At 67.7% G+C, this 18747-nt stretch carries 20 protein-coding genes; all 20 read right to left on the bottom strand.

Annotation, left to right across the window (positions count from 1 at the left end):
- On the bottom strand, positions 1–1226 hold a 1226-nt coding region (dxs, locus tag CKO31_RS19455; protein ID WP_200240638.1), incomplete at its 3' end, for a 1-deoxy-D-xylulose-5-phosphate synthase.
- A 248-nt stretch (positions 1227–1474) separates the two neighbouring features.
- On the bottom strand, positions 1475–2335 hold the full coding sequence (locus CKO31_RS19450; RefSeq protein ID WP_200240637.1) for a class I SAM-dependent methyltransferase: 861 nt from the start codon (positions 2333–2335) through the stop codon (positions 1475–1477).
- Between the two features lie 4 nt (positions 2336–2339).
- On the bottom strand, positions 2340–3644 hold the full coding sequence (locus tag CKO31_RS19445; protein WP_200240636.1) for a cytochrome P450: 1305 nt from the start codon (positions 3642–3644) through the stop codon (positions 2340–2342).
- A gap of 561 nt (positions 3645–4205) precedes the next feature.
- Positions 4206–4340, bottom strand: coding sequence for a light-harvesting antenna LH1, alpha subunit (gene pufA, locus CKO31_RS19440; protein ID WP_200240635.1), 135 nt, complete (start codon positions 4338–4340; stop codon positions 4206–4208).
- An 86-nt stretch (positions 4341–4426) separates the two neighbouring features.
- Positions 4427–4570 (bottom strand): light-harvesting antenna LH1, beta subunit, encoded by a 144-nt coding sequence (gene pufB, locus CKO31_RS19435; RefSeq protein ID WP_200240632.1) that lies wholly within the window; start codon positions 4568–4570, stop codon positions 4427–4429.
- A gap of 169 nt (positions 4571–4739) precedes the next feature.
- Entirely contained in the window at positions 4740–4931 is a 192-nt protein-coding gene (gene pufA, locus CKO31_RS19430; protein ID WP_200240634.1) for a light-harvesting antenna LH1, alpha subunit, read from the bottom strand.
- 76 nt (positions 4932–5007) lie between these two features.
- Entirely contained in the window at positions 5008–5151 is a 144-nt protein-coding gene (pufB, locus tag CKO31_RS19425) for a light-harvesting antenna LH1, beta subunit (protein WP_200240632.1), read from the bottom strand.
- A 114-nt stretch (positions 5152–5265) separates the two neighbouring features.
- The gene (pufC, locus tag CKO31_RS19420) at positions 5266–6591 is read right to left on the bottom strand and encodes a photosynthetic reaction center cytochrome PufC (protein WP_242475518.1); all 1326 of its coding nucleotides are present in this window, start codon (positions 6589–6591) and stop codon (positions 5266–5268) included.
- Positions 6588–7562, bottom strand: coding sequence for a photosynthetic reaction center subunit M (gene pufM / locus CKO31_RS19415; protein WP_200240630.1), 975 nt, complete (start codon positions 7560–7562; stop codon positions 6588–6590). The genes pufC and pufM overlap by 4 nt, the downstream gene beginning before the upstream one ends.
- Before the next feature lie 12 nt (positions 7563–7574).
- Positions 7575–8399 (bottom strand): photosynthetic reaction center subunit L, encoded by an 825-nt coding sequence (gene pufL, locus CKO31_RS19410; RefSeq protein ID WP_200240628.1) that lies wholly within the window; start codon positions 8397–8399, stop codon positions 7575–7577.
- Positions 8400–8504: 105 nt separating this feature from the next.
- Positions 8505–8696, bottom strand: coding sequence for a light-harvesting antenna LH1, alpha subunit (gene pufA / locus CKO31_RS19405; protein ID WP_200240626.1), 192 nt, complete (start codon positions 8694–8696; stop codon positions 8505–8507).
- A gap of 155 nt (positions 8697–8851) precedes the next feature.
- Entirely contained in the window at positions 8852–8995 is a 144-nt protein-coding gene (pufB, locus tag CKO31_RS19400; protein ID WP_200240624.1) for a light-harvesting antenna LH1, beta subunit, read from the bottom strand.
- Positions 8996–9225: 230 nt separating this feature from the next.
- Positions 9226–10692, bottom strand: coding sequence for a chlorophyllide a reductase subunit Z (gene bchZ / locus CKO31_RS19395; protein ID WP_200240622.1), 1467 nt, complete (start codon positions 10690–10692; stop codon positions 9226–9228).
- Positions 10692–12332: a chlorophyllide a reductase subunit Y gene (gene bchY / locus CKO31_RS19390; protein WP_274607781.1), complete on the bottom strand. Its 1641-nt coding sequence runs from the start codon at positions 12330–12332 to the stop codon at positions 10692–10694. Before bchY ends, bchZ begins: the two co-directional genes overlap by 1 nt.
- 14 nt (positions 12333–12346) lie before the next feature.
- Positions 12347–13333, bottom strand: coding sequence for a chlorophyllide a reductase iron protein subunit X (locus tag CKO31_RS19385; protein WP_200240620.1), 987 nt, complete (start codon positions 13331–13333; stop codon positions 12347–12349).
- Positions 13326–14282: a chlorophyll synthesis pathway protein BchC gene (bchC, locus tag CKO31_RS19380; RefSeq protein ID WP_200240641.1), complete on the bottom strand. Its 957-nt coding sequence runs from the start codon at positions 14280–14282 to the stop codon at positions 13326–13328. The genes CKO31_RS19385 and bchC overlap by 8 nt, the downstream gene beginning before the upstream one ends.
- A gap of 190 nt (positions 14283–14472) precedes the next feature.
- Positions 14473–15606 carry a methyltransferase gene (locus tag CKO31_RS19375; protein ID WP_200240619.1) on the bottom strand — a complete coding sequence of 378 codons (1134 nt, stop codon included), beginning with the start codon at positions 15604–15606 and terminating at the stop codon, positions 14473–14475.
- A 137-nt stretch (positions 15607–15743) separates the two neighbouring features.
- Positions 15744–16616: a polyprenyl synthetase family protein gene (locus tag CKO31_RS19370; RefSeq protein WP_200240617.1), complete on the bottom strand. Its 873-nt coding sequence runs from the start codon at positions 16614–16616 to the stop codon at positions 15744–15746.
- Between the two features lie 582 nt (positions 16617–17198).
- Positions 17199–17360, bottom strand: a complete 162-nt coding sequence (locus CKO31_RS19365; RefSeq protein ID WP_200240615.1) for a hypothetical protein — start codon at positions 17358–17360, stop codon at positions 17199–17201.
- Positions 17347–18147, bottom strand: coding sequence for a hypothetical protein (locus CKO31_RS19360; protein WP_200240614.1), 801 nt, complete (start codon positions 18145–18147; stop codon positions 17347–17349). The genes CKO31_RS19365 and CKO31_RS19360 overlap by 14 nt, the downstream gene beginning before the upstream one ends.
- Positions 18148–18747: the final 600 nt, after the last annotated feature.

Here is an 18747-nt window from a genome sequence, read left to right as displayed (position 1 = left end):
ACCAGTTGATCATAGGCGCGCTGCAGGAAGGTGCTGTAGATGGCGACGACGGGCTTTAAGCCTTCGCAGGCCATGCCGGCGGCGAGGGTGACGGCGTGCTGCTCGGCGATACCGACGTCGAAGTAGCGCTCGGGGTAGCGCTCGGCGAAGGCGACGAGACCGGAGCCTTCGCGCATGGCCGGGGTGATGGCCATGAGGCGCTCATCGCCGGCGGCGGTGTCGCAGAGCCATTCGCCGAAGATTTGGGTGTAGCTGGGGCCGCTGGCTTTCTTTTTGTGGATGGCGCCGGTGCTGCGGTCGAAGGGGGTCACACCATGGTAGGTGGTGGGGGCGTCTTCGGCGGGGGCGTAGCCGTGGCCTTTTTGGGTGACGACGTGCAGCAGCCGCGGCACGCTCATCTGTTTCATGTTCTGCAGCGTGCTGAGCACGGCGTCGAGGTCGTGGCCGTCGATGGGGCCGATGTAGTTGAAGCCGAGCTCTTCAAAGAGGGTGCTGGGCATGAGCATGCCTTTCATGTGCTCTTCCCAGCGCCCGACGAGCTGGCGCAGCTGGGGCAGGCCGGCCAGGGCCTGTTTGCTGCCTTCGCGCATGCTGGTGTAGACGCGGCCGGAGAGCAGCTTGGCGAGGTGGCTGGAGATGGCGCCCACGGGGGGGCTGATGGACATTTCGTTGTCGTTCAGGATGACCAGCAGGTTGGGGTCGAGCGGGCCGCCGTGGTTGAGGGCCTCGAACGCCATGCCGGCGCCGAGCGCGCCGTCGCCGATGACGGCGATGGCTTGGCGCGGCTCGCCTTTGGCCTTGGCGGCGATGGCCATGCCGAGGGCGGCGCTGATGCTGGTGCTGGAGTGGCCGACGCCGAAGGTGTCGTAGTCGCTTTCGCTGCGTTTGGGAAAGCCCGAGAGGCCGCCCTTTTGGCGCATGCGGTCCATGCGCGCGCGCCGACCGGTCAAGATCTTGTGCGGGTAGGCCTGGTGGCCGACGTCCCAGACGATGCGGTCTTCCGGGGTGTCGAAGACGTAGTGCAGGGCGATGGTGAGCTCCACCACGCCCAGGCCTGCGGCCAGGTGCCCGCCGGTGCGCGAGACGCTGTCGATCAGATACGCCCGCAGCTCCGCGGCCAGCTGCTTGAGCTGGTCCGCCTCCAGCCGGCGCAGGTCCGCTGGCGTGTCGATGGTGGCGAGGAGGGGGTAGGCGTCGGGTGCTGGTGCAGGCGTCAAATCGGCCATCGTCTTGGTGACCTCGGGTCGGTCTGTAACCCGTAAAGCCTAGAGCAACGGGCCGTTCGACGGCACCGTTAGATTTGTCCCGCATCAAGCAAAGGCGTCAAGGGACGGCTATTTGCGGGCAAGACGCGAAGCAGATCAGGGAGCCCGCCGGACCTCTACCCGGTGCCGGGACCGGTACGCACTTGCAGGCGCCCGAGCCAAGGCGCCCCAGCCCCCGGCGACCGTACCGGCGCCGACCCGGGCTCGGCTCAGGCCGGCGTCAGCGTCAGGTGGGTGATGGTCGCCAGCGGGCGGCCAAGCGCAGCCACCGCCGGCAGTACAGTGCGCAGGCGCCGACGCCAGGGCAGTAATGCCAGCAGGTCCTTCTCCGCCTGGTGACGGAGCCGTGGCGCAAGCTGCACATAGTCGCGGGTATCTGCGATGCCGAAGCGAAAGCGCACGCGCATGCGCCGAAAGCCATCGCCGAAGCGCGCAAAGGCCAACAGCGCCGGGTGATAGCCGTCCACCAACAAATCCGCCCCCTGGGGCGCCAGCTCCGCGAGTCCGCGCAAGGTCGCCGCCACGGCCGCCGGCTCGAGGTAGGGCAGGATGCCTTCCAGCATGAGCACGGGCGGCTTCTCCCCCAATTGCCCCGCCAAGGCGTCCAGCCCGTGCGGCAACGCCGCGCTGACGTGGCTGACGCCGGGCGACGGCGGCAGCAGTTGGTCCCGCAGGGCGGTCACCGCGGCTAGATCGGCGCAGAGCCAACGCGCGTGCTCGGTGCCGATACGCTGCGGCAGGGTGTCCAGGCCGCAGGCCAGCACCACCACCGTCCGCGGCTGCTCGGCCGCATCGAGCAGATCCCCCAGCATGCGCTCCAGCACCAGGGACCGTGCAATGCACAGACGCATGGTGAAGCGGTCGCGACCGACATCGCGCTCGCTCAGCCCAAGGCGCCGCGCCAGATCCTGGGCCGCAGGGTCATGGAAGCGCACTTCCGGCAGCAGCCGCGCGGCATGCGCGCGCCCATAGAGCGGAATCAGCAGCGTGCGGCTAACACCGGTCAGGTCGTGGCCAGCCGCCGTGTCGCTGACGGCTCGCTGCCCCGCGTCCCCTATGCTGCCGCCCATGGATTCAGCGCGGCACGGCACGGACCAGCAACGGCGCCGCCGGCACCAGCATGCCCGCGAACCGCGGCGGCACCCGCTCGGCATTGGCGGCGGCCGGGCGCAGACGGAACACACGCAGCGCCTCCACCAACACCAAGACCCCTTCCAGCAACGCAAAGCGCCGACCGATGCAGCTGCGGGGACCGCCGCCGAAGCCGAGGTGATGCCCCTGCATCATGCCGTCGGTGTTGAAGCCGGCGAAGCGCCCGGCGTCGAACCGCTCCGGCTGCGGCCAGTGCGCCGGGTCGCGGTGCAGCGCCGGGATGCTCAGCACGAGCTGGTCACCCGCCCGAATGTGATAGCCCCCGAGCCCATGCTCGGCGACGGCCTCGCGCAGCAGAATGGGCGGCTGCGGATAAAGTCTAAGTGCCTCCAGCAGCACGCCGCGCGCGAGCGGGAGGTCTGCGAGGTCCTCCAGGCTTTGCGGCAGCTCGGGCGCTGTTGCTGCTTCGGCCGAAACCTCAGCCTGCAGATCCGCGTCCAGCGCCACGTGATACAGGGCCCAGGCCAAGGCGATGGCCAGGCTGTGATGACCCGCGATGAGCATGGTCATGAGCTCATCGCGCATCTCCACGGCCGAAAAATGCTCTGGATTCCGGCGGCGCTGCTGCAGCCACTGCCCGAGCAAGTCCGCGGGCGCATCGGTGTCCGCCAGGTCTTCGCGGCGCTTGGCGATGATGTCGTCCAGGATGGCATTGACCTCTGCAATGCGCCGGCGAAAGCGCAGATTGGCCGGCGTTGGCCAAGACAAGGGCGGCGCCGCCAGCGCACTGCCTTGGCGCACCAGCTCGTCGAGCAGCGCATGGATCACGCCGCTCACCTGCGCCACACGATCGTTCAGCATTCCCGCCTCGCCGCGAATGCCGAAGATGCTATCCAGCAGGCTGGTCAGCGTGGTGCGCGACAGCTCGGCGACCAGATCCAAGGGCGCAGCGGCTTCACCCCCGCGCCAGCGCGCGACGGTCTGCGCCATGGCCTCGCGCATGGCCGGCACGTAGCGCGGCAGGCTACCGGCAGCAAGGGCCGGATTCGCGAGCCGTCGATGGCGCTTCCAGACCTCGCCGTCGTTGATCAGCAGCCCCTCGCCGGTGACCGCCCCGAGGCGGCGCATCAAGCTCGCCTTGCGATAGACCCGGCCCTTGTCCAGCAGGATCTCGCGCATCAGGGCTTCGTCGTTCACCTGAAGCAGGCGGAAGCCGGCGGCGTCCAGGCGCACCACGGACCCGCCCGCCGCGGCATTCTCGAAGAGCCGCAGCAAATCCCGTCGCAACAGCGGCGGCAGCGCGCGATGGAGAGCCAGCGTCGGCGGCCGTCGCAGCCCATGGCGGCGCCGCGGCGGGGCCCGGCGCTCGGACCTAGGTGAGCGCGCGCTCGCGGGAGCCGGTGTGCCCCGCGCTGACTCGGTACTGCTAAGACGCGTTGGCATCGCCGGGGGTTACTCTGGGAGCCTCAATGCCTGGCTACCGCAAAATTGGGAGCGCTGGCGGCTGGCGCCGGCGGTTGGAAGTGCGGGGTGGAGAGCGACGGCCGACTGAGCCGGCCACACACTCACCGTGGCGGCGGCTGATAACCGCCGCCACGGAGTACAGGATACGTGATATTTGATTCGATTGCGGCGCACAGCCGCTCGATGACCGACGCCGACCCTCGGCCGGCGCACACCGCCCGGGTCCGCTGGGCGGCGCTTGTCGCGCCGCAAGCGGGCAGCAGCTGACTCACTCAACGTGCAGGCACTGTGCCGCGGCGGGAGCCGCCGCGGCGCAGGACCACGCCGATCAAGCCATGGGCGCTGCTGGAACCGGCTTTCAGCCGATCGACCTAGCCGGACGACTTAGGCGCCGCCGAGCCAGTTGAAGTCGGCGCTGCTCAGCAGGATGAAGTGAATCAGCAGGGCCAGGATGAGCAGGAAGCCGAAAAGGGCAACCAGGGTCCTGCGCGGATCGAAGATCTGCCAGATCTTATGCATGTGTTATCTCCGAGTGAGTGCTATGGGTCGCCGCAAGTCTTGCTGCGGGGCCACTGGGGTTACGGTTGAGCCAGGAAAGGCGCGGCTTATAGCCAGGGGCGCCAGAACCATGCCAGCAGGTGCGCGAAAGCCGCGACGCCGATGAATCCGGACATGCTCTGCACGAAGATGCCGTGGAATTCCTGAGCCTCTTCTTCGGTCAGGCCGGACAGGCTTTTCTCTTCAGCCATGGATTACCTCCAGTTTGCTCGATCGGCCGCGATGGCCGTTGCCGCGTCAGTCCCCCGCGGCGGGGTTGCCCAAGGGGCGTTCCGGCAGCTGCTGCCGGTTCCTAGATTGTAGCGCCAGTCGGCGCTTTGCCGACGGCCATAGGCGCCAGGCGCCGGCCGAATGGGCGGTTCAGTTGACGGTTCTTGCCGGCGGCATGGCCGACATGTTCGACACCGGCGCTTGCGCCGTCTCCGTGCTGATCCAGTTATAGCCTGGGGACATCAGCAGGATGAAGTGGATCACCAACGCCAGTACGAACAGGAAGCTGAACAGCGCCATCAGCGCCCGGCGCGGGTCGAACCATTGCCAGATTCGATGCATGTGATTCCTCCGCTGAGGACGTTATGGTCGGCGGGCCTAATGCCCGCCGCCGTGGTTGGAGCGAGGTGACGCGCCGTTACAGCCAGGGGCGCCAGAACCAGGCCAGCAGGTGCGCGAAGGCCGCGACACCGATGAAGCCGCTCATGCTCTGCACGAAGATGCCGTGGAATTCCTGGGCCTCTTCCTCGGTCAGACCGCTCAAGCTTTTCTCTTCAGCCATGGGTATTACCTCTGTTCGTCGAATGGTGGTCGGCGGCGATGCCGACGACCGGTTTGGACCGGGTAATCCCTCACCCGTGAGGTCCTGTTCTAGTGCCGGAGCGTGCCCAACCTGCTAGCGCTGGGCCGGGGCCGGCGGGTACTGCAACGGTGCCGGCGGGTACTGCATCATGCTCGGCGGCGGATAGCGCAGTCGCGGCCCGGCCGATGCGGCCGGCTCGGTTGACTGCTCCGGGGGAGCCGCCTCGGCCGGCGCCGCCTCGGCGGGTGCCGCTGCGGGCTCGGCCTCGGGTGCCGCTGGTGCGGCCGCTTCCTGGGCCGGCTGCTCTTGCGCCGGTGCCGGGGCAGGGGCCTCGGCCTGCTCGGCCTTCGCCTGCTGCTGCTCGGTGGTGTCTTCCGCTTTCTTCCCGGCCTTCACGGCTTCCAGGCCACCCTCGGGCAGGGGCTGCGCCAGCGACGGATAGTCCTTGAGCATCTTCGCGCCGTAGAGGGGCTTGTAAGCGCCCTGGTGGCAGGTGGTGCAGTAGATCTTGTACACGTCGCCAAGCGGTCCCTTGCGGCTCGCCGGGATGATCTCGGAGAGCGGCACCACGTAGTCGTTGTTCATCTCCCGCACGTGCCGGATGGCATACCACGCGGTGGTACGCGCCGGCGCGCTCTGATCCCAGGAGTAGAACGAGCGGCTGTTGTGGCAGTAGGTGCAGTTCACCCCCAGCGCGGAGGACATATGCATCATCAGGCCATAGCTCCATTCCGCCTGCTTGATGGAGCTGCGGTTGCCCTGCGGCAGCACCGTCTCGCCGATGACACGGATGTCATTGTCCTGTAGCAGATAGGGCGTGAACGGGTCATAGGGCAGTGACGCATAGGCCACGGATTTGGCGGCGACGTTCTGCCCGGTGGGCGCGATCATCGACGGTTGACCCGGACCCGGATCGGACGTCCAGACGTACTCCGGTACCGGCTTGCCACGATGGCAGGTGTAGCAGGTGACACCGGTATCTGCGACATGGTCCTTCCAGTTCGCGTTGGTGGTCTGCGTCATCTGGATCATGCGCCGCGAGACGACCTTGGTGTAGATGCCGTCGTACTCGAAGCCCTCGTTGACGTGGCAGTAGTAGCAGCCTTCTTCCGGTGCGACCCAGTTCGTGAGTGCCACCATCAGGCGGTTGAACTCGGCGACGGTCAGCTCACCCAGCACCTGGACGTTCTTGTAAACGTCCTTGGCCATCGGGCCGCCGGGCGTGGCCGCCGGAATGGGCTCCGGGGGCACGTTTGCATCCAGCGACGCCTGCAGGCGGTCGGTGTTGTAGTTGGTCTGCATGCCGAGACCGCGGTAGCCGTTCTGCACCACCTCGGGAGGCGGCGCCTCGCAGCCGGTGATCAGCGCTGCGACGCCGACGGCTGCGAGAGCCAGCGTTTTGCCATTCAGCATTTTCATTGCGACACCCCCTGCAACAGACTCGGATCCTGGAGCGTCAGCTCGGACGGATAGGGCGCGACGATGCCGTGCTTGATACCCCACAGGTACCAGTTCTCGACGACGGTGCCCGTCAGCAGGATGCCGATACCGGCGGTAATGACCGTCAGCACTGCGAACCACCAGGCCCAGCGATGGATGGATTCCATGGTCGCGTTGAAGCCCATGGTCCAGCGCCACAGCAGCATGGCACGCTCGGCCGCGGTACCGCGGTCGGTGATCTGGTCGATCTCACGGTCACCGCCGTAGCGGGACACGGCCAGAATGGTGCCACCGTGCATCGCGAACAGCACGGCCGAGCCATACAGGAACACGATGGACAGTGCATGGAACGGGTTGTAATAGAAGTTGCCGTAGCGGATCGAGATCGCCGCGGTCCAGTCCAGGTGCGGGAAGATCCCGAACGGCACTGCCTCACCCCAGCTTCCCATCAGCACCGGCCGGATCAGGCCGAGCGTCAGGTAGAAGAAGATCGCCGCCGCGAAGGCCCATGCCACGTGCGTGCCGGTGCCGAGCGCGATGGCGCGCTGGTAGGTGCGAATCCACCACAGGATGATGGACGCGGTCAGGAAGAACCCGGCCATCAGCCACCAGCCACCATCGCCGAGCGGCGGAATGCTCAGCCCATAGGCGGGCGGTGGCGGCTCGAGCGCGAGCCAGAAGAAGTTCTTGATGAACTCGATCGGGCTCCAGTTCACCGACGCCAGCATATTGAAGCCGATGATCTCGATGGCGATGAAGCCGCAGATGAGGGACGCCACCCCGGCGAAGCCGAGATAGAAAGGTCCGATCTGCGCATCGCCGATTTTACCCAGCCAGTAGTTGAAGGTCGGCTTGCCGAGGCGCGGCATCTCGCCCTTGGGGAGCGAGACACCCGGGTAGCCAGGCTCACGGACCTGGACCTTGTTGAAGATGTTTTGATATTCGGCCATGTCGGTGTCCTCTTATGACCAGAACGGCAGCTGCAGCCACCAGTTCCACCACTCGGGCCAGCCGCGGGTCCAGAACGGGCCGCTCAGCACGATGCAGACGGCGCTCCAGAAGCCGGCGTTGATGGCCAGGAACAGGCCCAGACGATGGATGGCCAGCGCGCCGATGGAGTAACCGATGAAGTCACGGAAGAAGGTGTTCTCGTGCTCCGAGGTCTTGACGGGCTCACCCTCGCGCGGGTTCACCATCGACAGGATCAGCGAGCCGTGCAATGCCAGCGCCAGCGCGTTCGTGAAGAAGAACGTGATGGCCAGCATGTGCGCCGGGTTGTAGTGGAAGTGCAGGTACTGGTAGCCCACGTTCGACACCCAGTCCAGGTGACTGAAGATGCCGTATGGGAAGCCATGACCCCAGGCACCCATGAGCACGGGGCGAATGACCACCAGGGTGACATAGGCGAGGATCGCGAAGGCGAAGGCGAAGGGCACGTGTAGCCCAATGCCCAGCTTGCGGGAGATCTCCACTTGGCGCAGGGCCCAGGAGACGAAGGCACCGATGGCGCAGATGGTGATGATCTGCCATAGCCCGCCCTCGGTGAGCGGCGCCATCATGAGCCCATAGCTCAGATCCGGCGGCGCGATGTTGATGCGCCAGACATTCCAGGTGGGCCCGATGGCCGCACCCCAGATGATCAGCAGCGTACCCAGAGTGGCGAAGAAGACCGACGTGACCCCGAAGAAGCCGACATAGAACGGCCCCACCCAGAAGTCGAATAGATCCCCTCCCACCAAGGTACCGCCGCGGACGCGGTATTTTTTCTCAAAACTCAGCATGGCCATTATGAATTCCTCTGCTTGGGTGCCGCGGGGGATGTGCAGCACCCGCGTCGCGAGCTCGACGGCCGCCGCCGGCTGCCACCGGCGACACCGTCACTGTTCAGGCCCCTACATCTGCTGCGGCACGGCGGGCGCGGTCGCGGTCTCGACCGCCGGGATGCCGTCTTCCAGCCAGTTGAAGTCGGTGGTGCTGAGCAGGATCAGGTGGATTGCCAGCGCCAGCACGATCAGGAAGCCGAACAGGGCGAGGAGGATGGTGCTCGGGTTGAAGATGAGCCAGATCTTGTAGATTGCGTTCATGCGTACTCTCCGGGTTACGGGTTGAGTCGAGCCAAGTGCGTCGCGGGCGTGTTGCGCTCATGCTGGGCGCTGTTGGCCTCCCTTCGGGATCTCCACGGGGGCCCGACGACCGCGATGCGTTTCAAGACGACGTTGCTACTCGGTTCGGTCGGGGCTTAGAGCCAGGGGCGCCACATCCAAGCCAACAGGTGTGCGAAGACCGCCACACCGATGAAGCCGCTCATGCTTTGTACGAAGATGCCGTGGAATTCCTGGGCCTCTTCTTCGCTAATGCCGCTCAAGGACTTGTCGTCTGCCATGGTTTAACCCTCCACTGAGGTTCAAAGGGCCGTCAGGCCGGCGGCGCACGCTTGCGTGGCCGCGGGGCTGCCGGAGTCCGGCTCCGGCGGACCGACCAACCCGCATCGCGGGGTGGACAGACCTGGCGAACGTTCGGTCGGCGTACGGCGCCCTGCGCCGTCGCATCGCGACCGGGTGATCGCGGCGTCGAGCCGCTGCGCTGCGCCCGTGCGCAGTTGTGCGGGCAGCGTCATGCGGCGCGCCCGCCGCTGAGCGCGTCCCGTGCAGCACGGACGCGCGCAACTGTGACCTGCTCCTCGCCGGCGTCACGGGCGGCCTGCTCGGCCGCATCGCGCAGCCGCTTGGCCGCGGAGATCCGCGTCAGCACCGGATAGGCCTCCAACAGCCGATCCAGGTGCATCTTGGCCTCGGCGTCCCAGGGCAGCTGGCGGTTCTCCACCGCCAGGCGCGACGGTGTCGCGTCCACCTGGTCCAGCTCGGTGCCGAGGGGCAGGATGTTGAAGAGCGCATCGAACAGGGCGTTGCAGACCTCCTGCACTAGGTAGGTCGCCCCGCTGTAGCCCATGAAGGGCGTGCCGGTATGGCGGCGGATGATGGTCCCGGGCAGGGAGGCCGGGATGTAGGCCGCGCGCCCGCCGATCTCGGCGAGGTACATGCGCTCGTTGTAGCCGCCGAAGAGAATCAACGGCGTGTTGTCATGGATAGCCGCGCGCACCGCGTCGTTGTCCGGCTTGTGGCCGGGCCGGCGCGCGAAGGCAAAGTTGCAGGGCAGCCCCAGCTCGTCTTCCAGAAAGTGGCGCACACCGCGGGCATAGGTCTCGGTGGCGGCGATGCCGAAGCTCGCCGTGCCGAAGAAGTCTTGGGTCACGGAGCGCCACAGATCCCAGACGGGCTTGATGGTGGTGTGCTTCTCGCGCTCGATGAACGGCTCCGGGTCCAGCCCCAGGAGCTCCCCCAACGCGCGCAGGAACTTGGTCGTACTGTGCAGACCGATGGGGGCCTGCAGATAGGGCTTCTCCAGCGCCTCGCAGAGCTTGCGGCCGAATTCCCGATATAGGCAGATATTGACCTCAGCGTCGGCGAGCCGCGGGATGTTGTCCAGGTGCGTGCCGAGCGGGAAGGTCATGTTGACCTCGGCGCCGAGGCCTTCCACCAGGCGACGTACCTCGGCGAGGTCCGACCAGGTGTTGAAGACGCCGTACATCGGGCCGATCAGGTTGACGCGCGGCTTCTCGCCCTCTTGGCGGGCACGGGGCTTGGACATGCGGCCCTGCTTCTTGCCGTATTGCTGCCAGAGCCAGACCATGGCGCGGTCCGCGGACTGCCATTGGTCTTCGTCGATGGTGCGCGGCAGGAAGCGCTGGATGCTGGTGCCGGACGGCGTCACGCCGCCGCCGATCATCTCGGCGATGGAGCCCGTCACCACCACGGCCGGCTTGGATGCGTCCAAGGTCGAGAAGGCCTGGCGCATGGCGCCCTCGGTGCCTTCCTGACCCAGCTCTTCTTCCCCGAGGCCCGTCACCACCACCGGCAGCTCGTGCGGCGGCAGCGCGTCGGTGTAATGCAGCACCGCGGTCACCGGTAGATTCTCGCAGCCCACGGGGCCGTCGATGATGACCTGCATGCCCTTCACGGCCGTGAAGACATAGACGGCGCCCCAATAGCCGCCGGCGCGGTCGAGGTCCTGGATCAGCATCAGGAATGCCCCCCGGCCGACTTGTCGGCATGCGCGGGCATACGGTCCCAAATACCGGCGGTGTCGCCGTCGCCGACACCGGCGAAGAAGGCGTTCATGCGATCAAAGCGCGCACGGCTGGCCAGCGCGGCGTTCACCACCTGCGCCAGAGAGCCGGCACCGGCGGCGCCCATGAGCGGCCGCGCGGAGATCAGGTTGGTGAAATACAGCGCCGGGATGGACTGCTGCTTGGCATGCTGCACCACCGGCGTGGTGCCAATGGCCAGATCCGGCTTGACCGCGTCCACGGCAGCCTTGTCCTGCTCCAGCGCCGCGCGGAACTGCACCGTAGTGCCCCGGGCCTCGAGCCACTCCAGATCAGGCTTGGACCACTGTGTCTTGGGTGCGGCGGTGCCGACATAGGGCACGCGGGCGCCGGACTCCATCAGCAGCCGGGCCACCAAAAGCTCGGAGCCCTCGTAGCCGGAGACGGTGATGGTGCCGTCCACCGGCGCCTCGGCGAGCGCCTTGCGGATGATGGGCAGGAAGGCGTTCTTGGCGGCGGCCAGCTTGTCTGCGGGCACGTTGCAGGCGTCGGCGATGGCATCGAGCCAGGCGGCGGTGCCGTCATGGCCGACGGGGGCGGAGCCGACGACGCGGCGCCCGGCTTCCTGAAGCTCGCGTATGGACGCCGTGTAATAGGGATGAATGGCGGCGACCGCAGCGCAGTCGAGCGCCGCGTACAGCTCGCGCCATTCCCGGGTCGGCACGACCGGGCCGGCGGCGAGCCCCAGGGGCTCGAGCAGCATACCGACACCGACCGGATCGGCCGGGAACATTTCACCGAGCAGCGTCACGGTGGGCTTTTCGCTGCGCCCTTCGCGGGGCGCCTGGACCGGGCCCTGCTCCGCCTCGCCGCGGGCATACTTGAGCATGGCGCCGGCGAGCACGTCTTTCGCTTCCGCATGCGTCGGCACGCCGAAGCCAGGCACGTCGATGCCGATGATGCGCACGCCGTCGATGGCCTTGGGCAGGAGGCGCAGCGGCACGCCGGAGGCGGTGGGCACGCAGAGATTGGTCACCACGACGGCGTCGTACTTGGCCGGGTCGGCGAGCTGCTGCACGGCCGCGCGCACGTCTTCGAACAGTTTGCCGGTCACCAGCGTTTCGGAGTCGAAGGGCACGTAGCCCACCGAGCGCTTGGCACCGTAGAAGTGGCTCGTGAAGGTGAGCCCGTAGACGCAACACGCCGAGCCGCAGAGCACGGTGGCGGTGCGACGCATGCGCAGACCGACTCGGAGCGAACCGAAGGCCGGACACATGCTCTGGGGCTGATCATGGGGTCCGGTGGGATAGTCGGTGGCAAGACGTTGCAGCAGCTCGCTCTGACCCGCGGCCTCTGCGGCCCGGCGTAACTCGTCGGCACCGGCATGACAGCCGGCGCCGTCACCTGCGACCTGGGGCGCGTCCCCGGTCGGCTCCTGTGTCGTGTCCCCCGCTGGGCCCTCTGTCGGGGCTGCGCCGGGCTCTGCAGCGTCGCGCGCGGCCTCGTTGCCGAGCGGCGTGCGGCCCGCATCGTCGTAGACGACTTCGTCGGTGGGACGGTTTGCGTCGCCCATGGACTCGTCGCCGGCGGACATATAGAGGACTTTGGCCTGCATCTGTCTGCGCCCGCTCAGACGTCGTCGTAGATGACTTCGAGGGAGGGCTTGTCGAGGCTCGACTTGCCGCACATGTCCGCCACCGTCGCCGGCTCCAGCACCACGTCGCGGCCGACGGCGTCACCGGCGAACAGGTTCAGCAGCCCGTCCTGGGACAGAGGCTTCGGGCGCATCGGCGGCGCGTCGGCGACATTGGTGCCGAGCTCCTCGAACAGCGGTGCCCACTCGCCATCGGGCATACCGATGATCTGGTAGGCCGCGCTTTTGCGGCGGATGTCCTCGTGCGCCGGGATGGAAGCCAGCACGGGCACGCCGGCCTGCTCGGCCCAGGCGCGGGCCTCGCCGGTGCCGTCGTCTTTGTTGATGACGATGCCGGCGACGCCGACATTGCCGCCGAGGCCGCGGAAGTACTCCACCGCGGAGCAGACGTTGTTGGCGACGTACAGGGATTGGAGATCGTTGGAGCCGACGACGATGACCTTCTGGCACATGTCGCGGGCGATGGGCAGGCCGAAGCCGCCGCAGACCACGTCGCCCAGGAAGTCCAGCAGGACATAGTCGAAGTCCCACTCGTGAAAGCCCAGATTCTCCAGCAGCTCGAAGCCGTGGATGATCCCGCGCCCACCGCAGCCGCGGCCCACCTCGGGCCCGCCTAGCTCCATGGCGAAGACGCCGTCGCGCTTGAAGCACACATCGCCGATGGTCACGGCGTCACCGGCGGCCTTCTTCTTGGCGCTGGTGTCGATGATGGTGGGGCAGGCACGACCGCCGAACAGCAGCGTCGTGGTGTCGGACTTGGGGTCGCAGCCGATCAGCAAGACCTTCTTGCCCTGCTGCGCCATCATGTAGCTCAGGTTCGCGAGCGTGAAGCTCTTGCCGATCCCGCCTTTGCCGTAGATCGCGATGATTTGCGTCTTCGCAGCGTTCGGCGCGGTGGAGGCTGCCGATTCCGGCAGACTCACATTCACGGCGGCAGCGGCACTCGCCCCAGAGTTACCCATTCGCTCCCCTCCAATCGAGAATCATTTTTAGGCAGGCCGGATCATTAAAGGCCGTCTCGTACGCCATGGCGGCGTCGGCGGCGGGGCTGCGATGGGTGATGAGGCCGTCGCAGGACAGGCGTCCGGTGGCGAGGGCATCAAGCACGGCAACCAGGTCCGGCTCTTTAAACTCCGCCGCCACGCGCAGGTGCAGCTCGCGCATGAAGGCCGGCGGGAAGTCGAAGCTGATGGGCGCCTCGTAGAAGCCGGCGAGGACGATCTCGCCGCCACGGGCGAGCCGCCCGATGAGGCTGTCCAGCAGCGTGGCGTCGCCGCTCACGTCGACGATGGTGTTGTAGTCCCGGCGCTGATCCCGAGCCGGGTCGATAACGCTGTAGCCCATGGCGCCGTCGGCGCGCGTGGGATTGGTTTCCCAGACCAGCGGCGGCTCGCCGCCGTTGGCCACGACCACCCGCGCCAAGAGCCGTCCGAGGACGCCATGGCCGACGATCAGCTCCGGCATGCGTGCGGAGCCCGCAACCGCATGCTGCGCCGTGGCGGCCAGCGCCAGGAGGACGCCCTGCTCGCCGAGGCCGTCGGGGACGGGTAGCAGCCGCGCGCCGGGCACCACCACGCGCGAGGCGGCGCCACCGAACAGGCCGTGCACCTCGCCGTAGCAGCGCGCGCCCGGCACGAACACCGGCTCACCGCTGCGGCGGCCGCTCTCGGCGCCCGCATCCACCACGACGCCGACGGACTCGTAGCCCGGCACCAGCGGATAGCCCATCCCCGGGAAGGGCGGCATGCGGCCGTCCCAGAGCAGGCGCTCGGTGCCGGTGCTGATGCCGCTGTAGGCGATGTCCACGACACAGTCCGCGACGGTGGGCGGCGTCAGCGCGAGCTCGCGCAGCGCCAGCTGCCGGGGCTCCTGGAGCACCACGGCCCGAGCGGTCAGCTCGGCGGCGGTCATGTCGCGGTTGGTGGTCACGGTCAGTCGAGTCGGTGAGTCTGTTAGCGGTTTAGAAGCCTGAGCGAGCCGATGGAGGCCAACGCCCGTTCAACGTAGTGTCAGTCTAGCTTGACCCGCGCTGATGTCAATATAAATTTACAGTACACCTGTCAACCACGGTTGGCAATACCCTGCCCGCAGAGTGGATAAGCTAAGCGACCTTGGCCACCATGAGCCGCGTCTGCAGCGGACGGCGGGTGCGCACCAAGCGGATGTCGTCGAATCCGGCCTCGCGCAGCATGGCCTTGTGCTCCCGCGGCGGGCGGGTGCGACCGCTGCCCATGGCCAGCAGATACAGGCCGAAGTAGGCGTCGCCGACGGACTCCGCCCCAGGCGCCTCGGACATGGGCTCGGTCACCAGCAGGGTGCCGCCGGGCGGCAGGGCCTTGCGCACGGCGCGCAGGATGGTCATGGCGCCGTCGTCGTTGTGATCCAGGATCACCCGCACCAGCGAGATCACATCCGCGCCCGTGGGCACGCCGTCGGCCTTGATGTCGCCGCCGATGACGCTCGCGCGCTCGGCGAGGCCGGCTGCGGCGAGGTTCTGCTCCGCGCGGGCGACGACGGCCGGCAGATCGAACAGCATCAGTTGCAGGTGCGGCCAGCGCCGCCCCGCCTGGATCAGGAAGCGGCCCTCGCCGCCGCCGACATCCATTAGGCATTGATGACCTTTGAGCGAATAGGCGTCCAGGGTGTCCTCGGCGACGAAGCCGCTGGAGGCGGACATCAGCGTGCTGTACTCCGCCACCCGCTCGTCGCCGTCGGCGGCGGGGTCGGCAGAGCCGGCATAGGACCAGTAGCGGCCGAGCTCCGTCTCCTCGGGCTCGCCGCGAAAGAGCGCCAGCGGGTCGTCCAGGTCGTGGTAGAGCATGCGGTGGTGGCGGACCATGGCCGCGATGCCGGGGTTGCCAGGCATGGCGATGCCGAGCTTGCCGAGGCCGTAGCGCGCGGCGCCGGTGTCATCCTTGCCGCGGCGCTCCAAGAGATCGATGGCGACGCCGGCGCGCAGCAGCCGGTCCGCGGCGGCCACGTCCATGCCCATCTCCGGCGCCAGGTCGGCGGCGGTGCGGGGCTTGTCCGCGAGCTTGTCGAACAGCTCCAGCTCGACATAGGCGAAGAGGATCTGCGAATAGACGAAGCCGGCGGTGATGTCGAACAGCCCGCGGGCGCGGCGGGCGGCCTCGAAGCGGGTGAGCGGGAAGTCCGCCGCCCAGCGCTGAAACGCCGGGCTGGCGAGCTTGGCATCGCGCCAGGCGCGCCAGCGGTCAAGGAAAGGGAGTTGCATCGAGCTCTTCGTCTCCTATGCGCGCGCCGCGGTGAAAAGCCGCAGCTTGCTGCCTGTTTGATCAGTAACGAGTTTCGAGTATCAAGGAGCAAGGCAAACGATCACCGCGGACCTCGTAACTCGAAACTCGCCCCTCGTTACTCGCCCTTCAGCGCCACCGGCAGCAGCCGCTCCATCTCCGCCTGCGCCATGGCGGCGAGCTTGTCGCGGCCGGGGCAGTCGGGGATGGAATCGACGGCCTCCGTCAGCAGGTCTTTGAGCCTCGCCACGGCGCCGTCGACGCCGAGCTGGCCGACGGCGCTCGGGCGCTCGTGGGCGGCGTCCTGCCCCACGGGCTTGCCGAGCTCGGCGGCATCGCCGGCCACGTCGCGCAGGTCGTCCGCCACCTGGTAGGCCAGCCCCAGGTTCTCGCCCAAGGTGCGCCAGGGGCCGGGGTCCATGCCGGCGGCGGCGGCACCGGCCTCGGTGGCGGCGGAGAAGAGCGCGGCTGTCTTCTCCCGGTGATACTGGGTCAGGTCCACGTCGGTCTCGCACTCCCAGGCCTGACCGGCGACGATGCCGTGGCCGACACCGACGGCACGGGCGAGGATCAGGGTCAGGGGTCCGAGCCGCTGCGGGTGCATGCGGCTGTGCCAGGCGAGGTTCTCGAACGCGAGCACGATGAGCCCGTCACCCGTCAGCAGCGCCAGCTGCTCGCCGTGCTGCTCGAACAGCCGATGCACCGTCGGCGCGCCGCGGCGGGTGTCGGCGTCGTCGAAGACGGGCATGTCGTCGTGCACCAGGGACGCGCAATGCAGCAGCTCCAGCGAGGCCGCGGCGGCATCGGCCACGGCCGGCGCGTCGTCGCCGCAGGCGTCCGCCACCGCCAGCACCAAGCGCGGACGGGCGCGGGAGCCCGGCGTGAGCACCGCGTGGCGCACAGCACGGCCGAGCTTGGGCGGGCCGTTCTCGGCGAGACCGAGGGTGAGCGCCGCTTCCAGGGCCTGCTCGATGCGCTGCAACACGTCCATCCGCCATGTCTCTCCGCTGATGGGACCGATGCGGCGGGCCCACGGGCACCTGTCCGCATCACTTGTCATGATTCAGTGTCAAGTAAAATAGACAGGGCCCATCAGCGAGTCAATGTCGGCCCCGGGCCCGCGGCGGCCGGGATCAAGGGCTTGCGTTGGGCCGCGCCGGGAACCGCCGGTTTGGCTGCGCTGGATCAACCCTGTATCGACCGTCGAGTCCCTTACTGCTGAACGCGGCTGGGGCTATCGCTCTGATGAGAGCAGCGTCCCGAGCAGTGAGCGCACGAACAGCGATTACGCCTCCGACTATCAGGCATGGCTGGCGCATATCCGCGAGCGCCGCTGGCATGAGCTGGATGCGGAGCACTTGGCGGACGCCTGCCCATTCACCCTCGTCGAAATCCTGAGCGAAGTCCGGCTCCCGGAGACCTCGAACTGAGGAGACCTTGAGCCAAGGCCGCCGCGTTGCGAGACCCATCCTGGCGGCCGCCCGGCTCAGTGGCGTCCGCCAACAGCGGCCCACCAAAGCCGCGGCGGCCTTCCAACGCAAGAGCGGGACGAAGCCTTTGCGTCCGAAAGGCCCTAGACGTCCAGCACGATGGCGCGAAAGCCGTTGTCGCCGACAGTCTCCCGCAGTTGGCTCGGCAATACGGTCTTGCCGATGCGACGCGTCACGAGCGCGGAGCGCGCACGCCCGCTCAGGTGTGCGCCGTCGGGCCGATTTGCGGTCTTAGAACCGGACATTGGCGCCGAGGGCCGGCCCCCAGAAGGTGGCGTCCTCCAGCTCCATGTGGTCCGGCATCTCGTAGTGGAGGTAGCGGTAGGTGAGCGTCAGCTCGCCCCAGTCGAAGGCGTAGCCGACGCCCGTGTAGCCGCTGGAGGTGAGGTCCGAGTCGCCGGTGCCGACATCGATGTAGTAGGGCACGAACCAGCGGTCATCCAGGTCGACGCGCCCGCGCACGCCGACTACGGCATCCCAGTTGGTGATGGAGGTATCGAAGCGCCGTGGCAGCTCCCGCCCGCGCGGGCCCGTCAGCGTCAGCTCGTTCTCGGAGGTGAGGTCCAGCAGCCGGAAGCCGATCAGGCCGTCCACATTCGCTCGGGCGTTGTGCCAGAGGGTGTAGCCACCGGCCAGCGTCCACACCCAGCCCGTGAGCTTGGCATCCAGCTTGGTGCGGAAGCCGCCGCCCAGCTGCGCCGGCAAGGTTACGCCGCGGCCGGTCTTGTCCGCCTGGAGGTTCAGGTAGATGAGATCCGTCACGGCGCTAAAGCGGCCTTTGCGCACCAGCCCCGACCCCATGAAGGCGAACTGGAGCGCGCTCAGGATCTGGCCCTGGCTCAGGGACACTGTGCCGCCGCTCGGATAATCGAAGCTGCTGGTGACGCCCACGTCCGGCAGCCAGAGGTAGAGCCGCAGCATGGAGTGCCAGTCTTCCCTGTCGATGCCTTCTTCGGCAGCCCCGGCGCCAATGGCGCAGGTGGCGGAAAGTACAGCGGCGGCCAGTCGCAGCCGGTGTGACTGTCGTTGCATGGTTGTTGTGCCTCATTGAACCGCGTGGAGCCGCTCGAAAACGTCGTGGTCGCGCGCGTGGGCGATGATCGCCCCGCGGCGCCGGGCCGCGGCCTGAAGTCAAAGCGGACCCGGGTAGCGCCTGCCTTGGCGTGCAGGCCGGCCGCGCTGCCTGCTCCCCGAGAGCCCAGAACGCCGCCCGGGTGAGGCGGGTGCATTCGGCACGAACGTCACGGAAGAACAGCATCCCACGGCTCACCTCGGGAGATGCCGATCGATTGGCCATCCTGGCCGAAAATCGCACGGAACCTGCTCTGAATCCACCACAGGCGCGGCTTCCCGCTTTTTCTCATGTTCAGGTGTTTGAGAAGCTTCATATTGCTGCGGCATACTGCTCCGGACGGAAAAGGCCAAGACGTCGCCCACGCGGTCCATCGACCCCACTCATGGTGACGGTAACCTTAACGGGCTAACGCGGTGACCATCGGTCCTGCGTCGGGAGGGGGCCATCCCGTGGGCGCAGCACACGGGCGTCGCCCGCGACACGCAGCGCGGCCGCAGGCATAGCTGCGTCCGTTCCGCCTCGACACGATTCCCGCGCCCCGGCCGCAGCGTCGGGGT

Origin of the sequence: Thiohalocapsa halophila (assembly GCF_016583825.1) — a bacterium.
Classification (GTDB): Bacteria; Pseudomonadota; Gammaproteobacteria; order Chromatiales; family Chromatiaceae; genus Thiohalocapsa; species Thiohalocapsa halophila.
The sequence above is the reverse complement of the archived record's forward strand: the minus strand, read 5'-3'. Positions and strand labels throughout refer to the sequence as shown.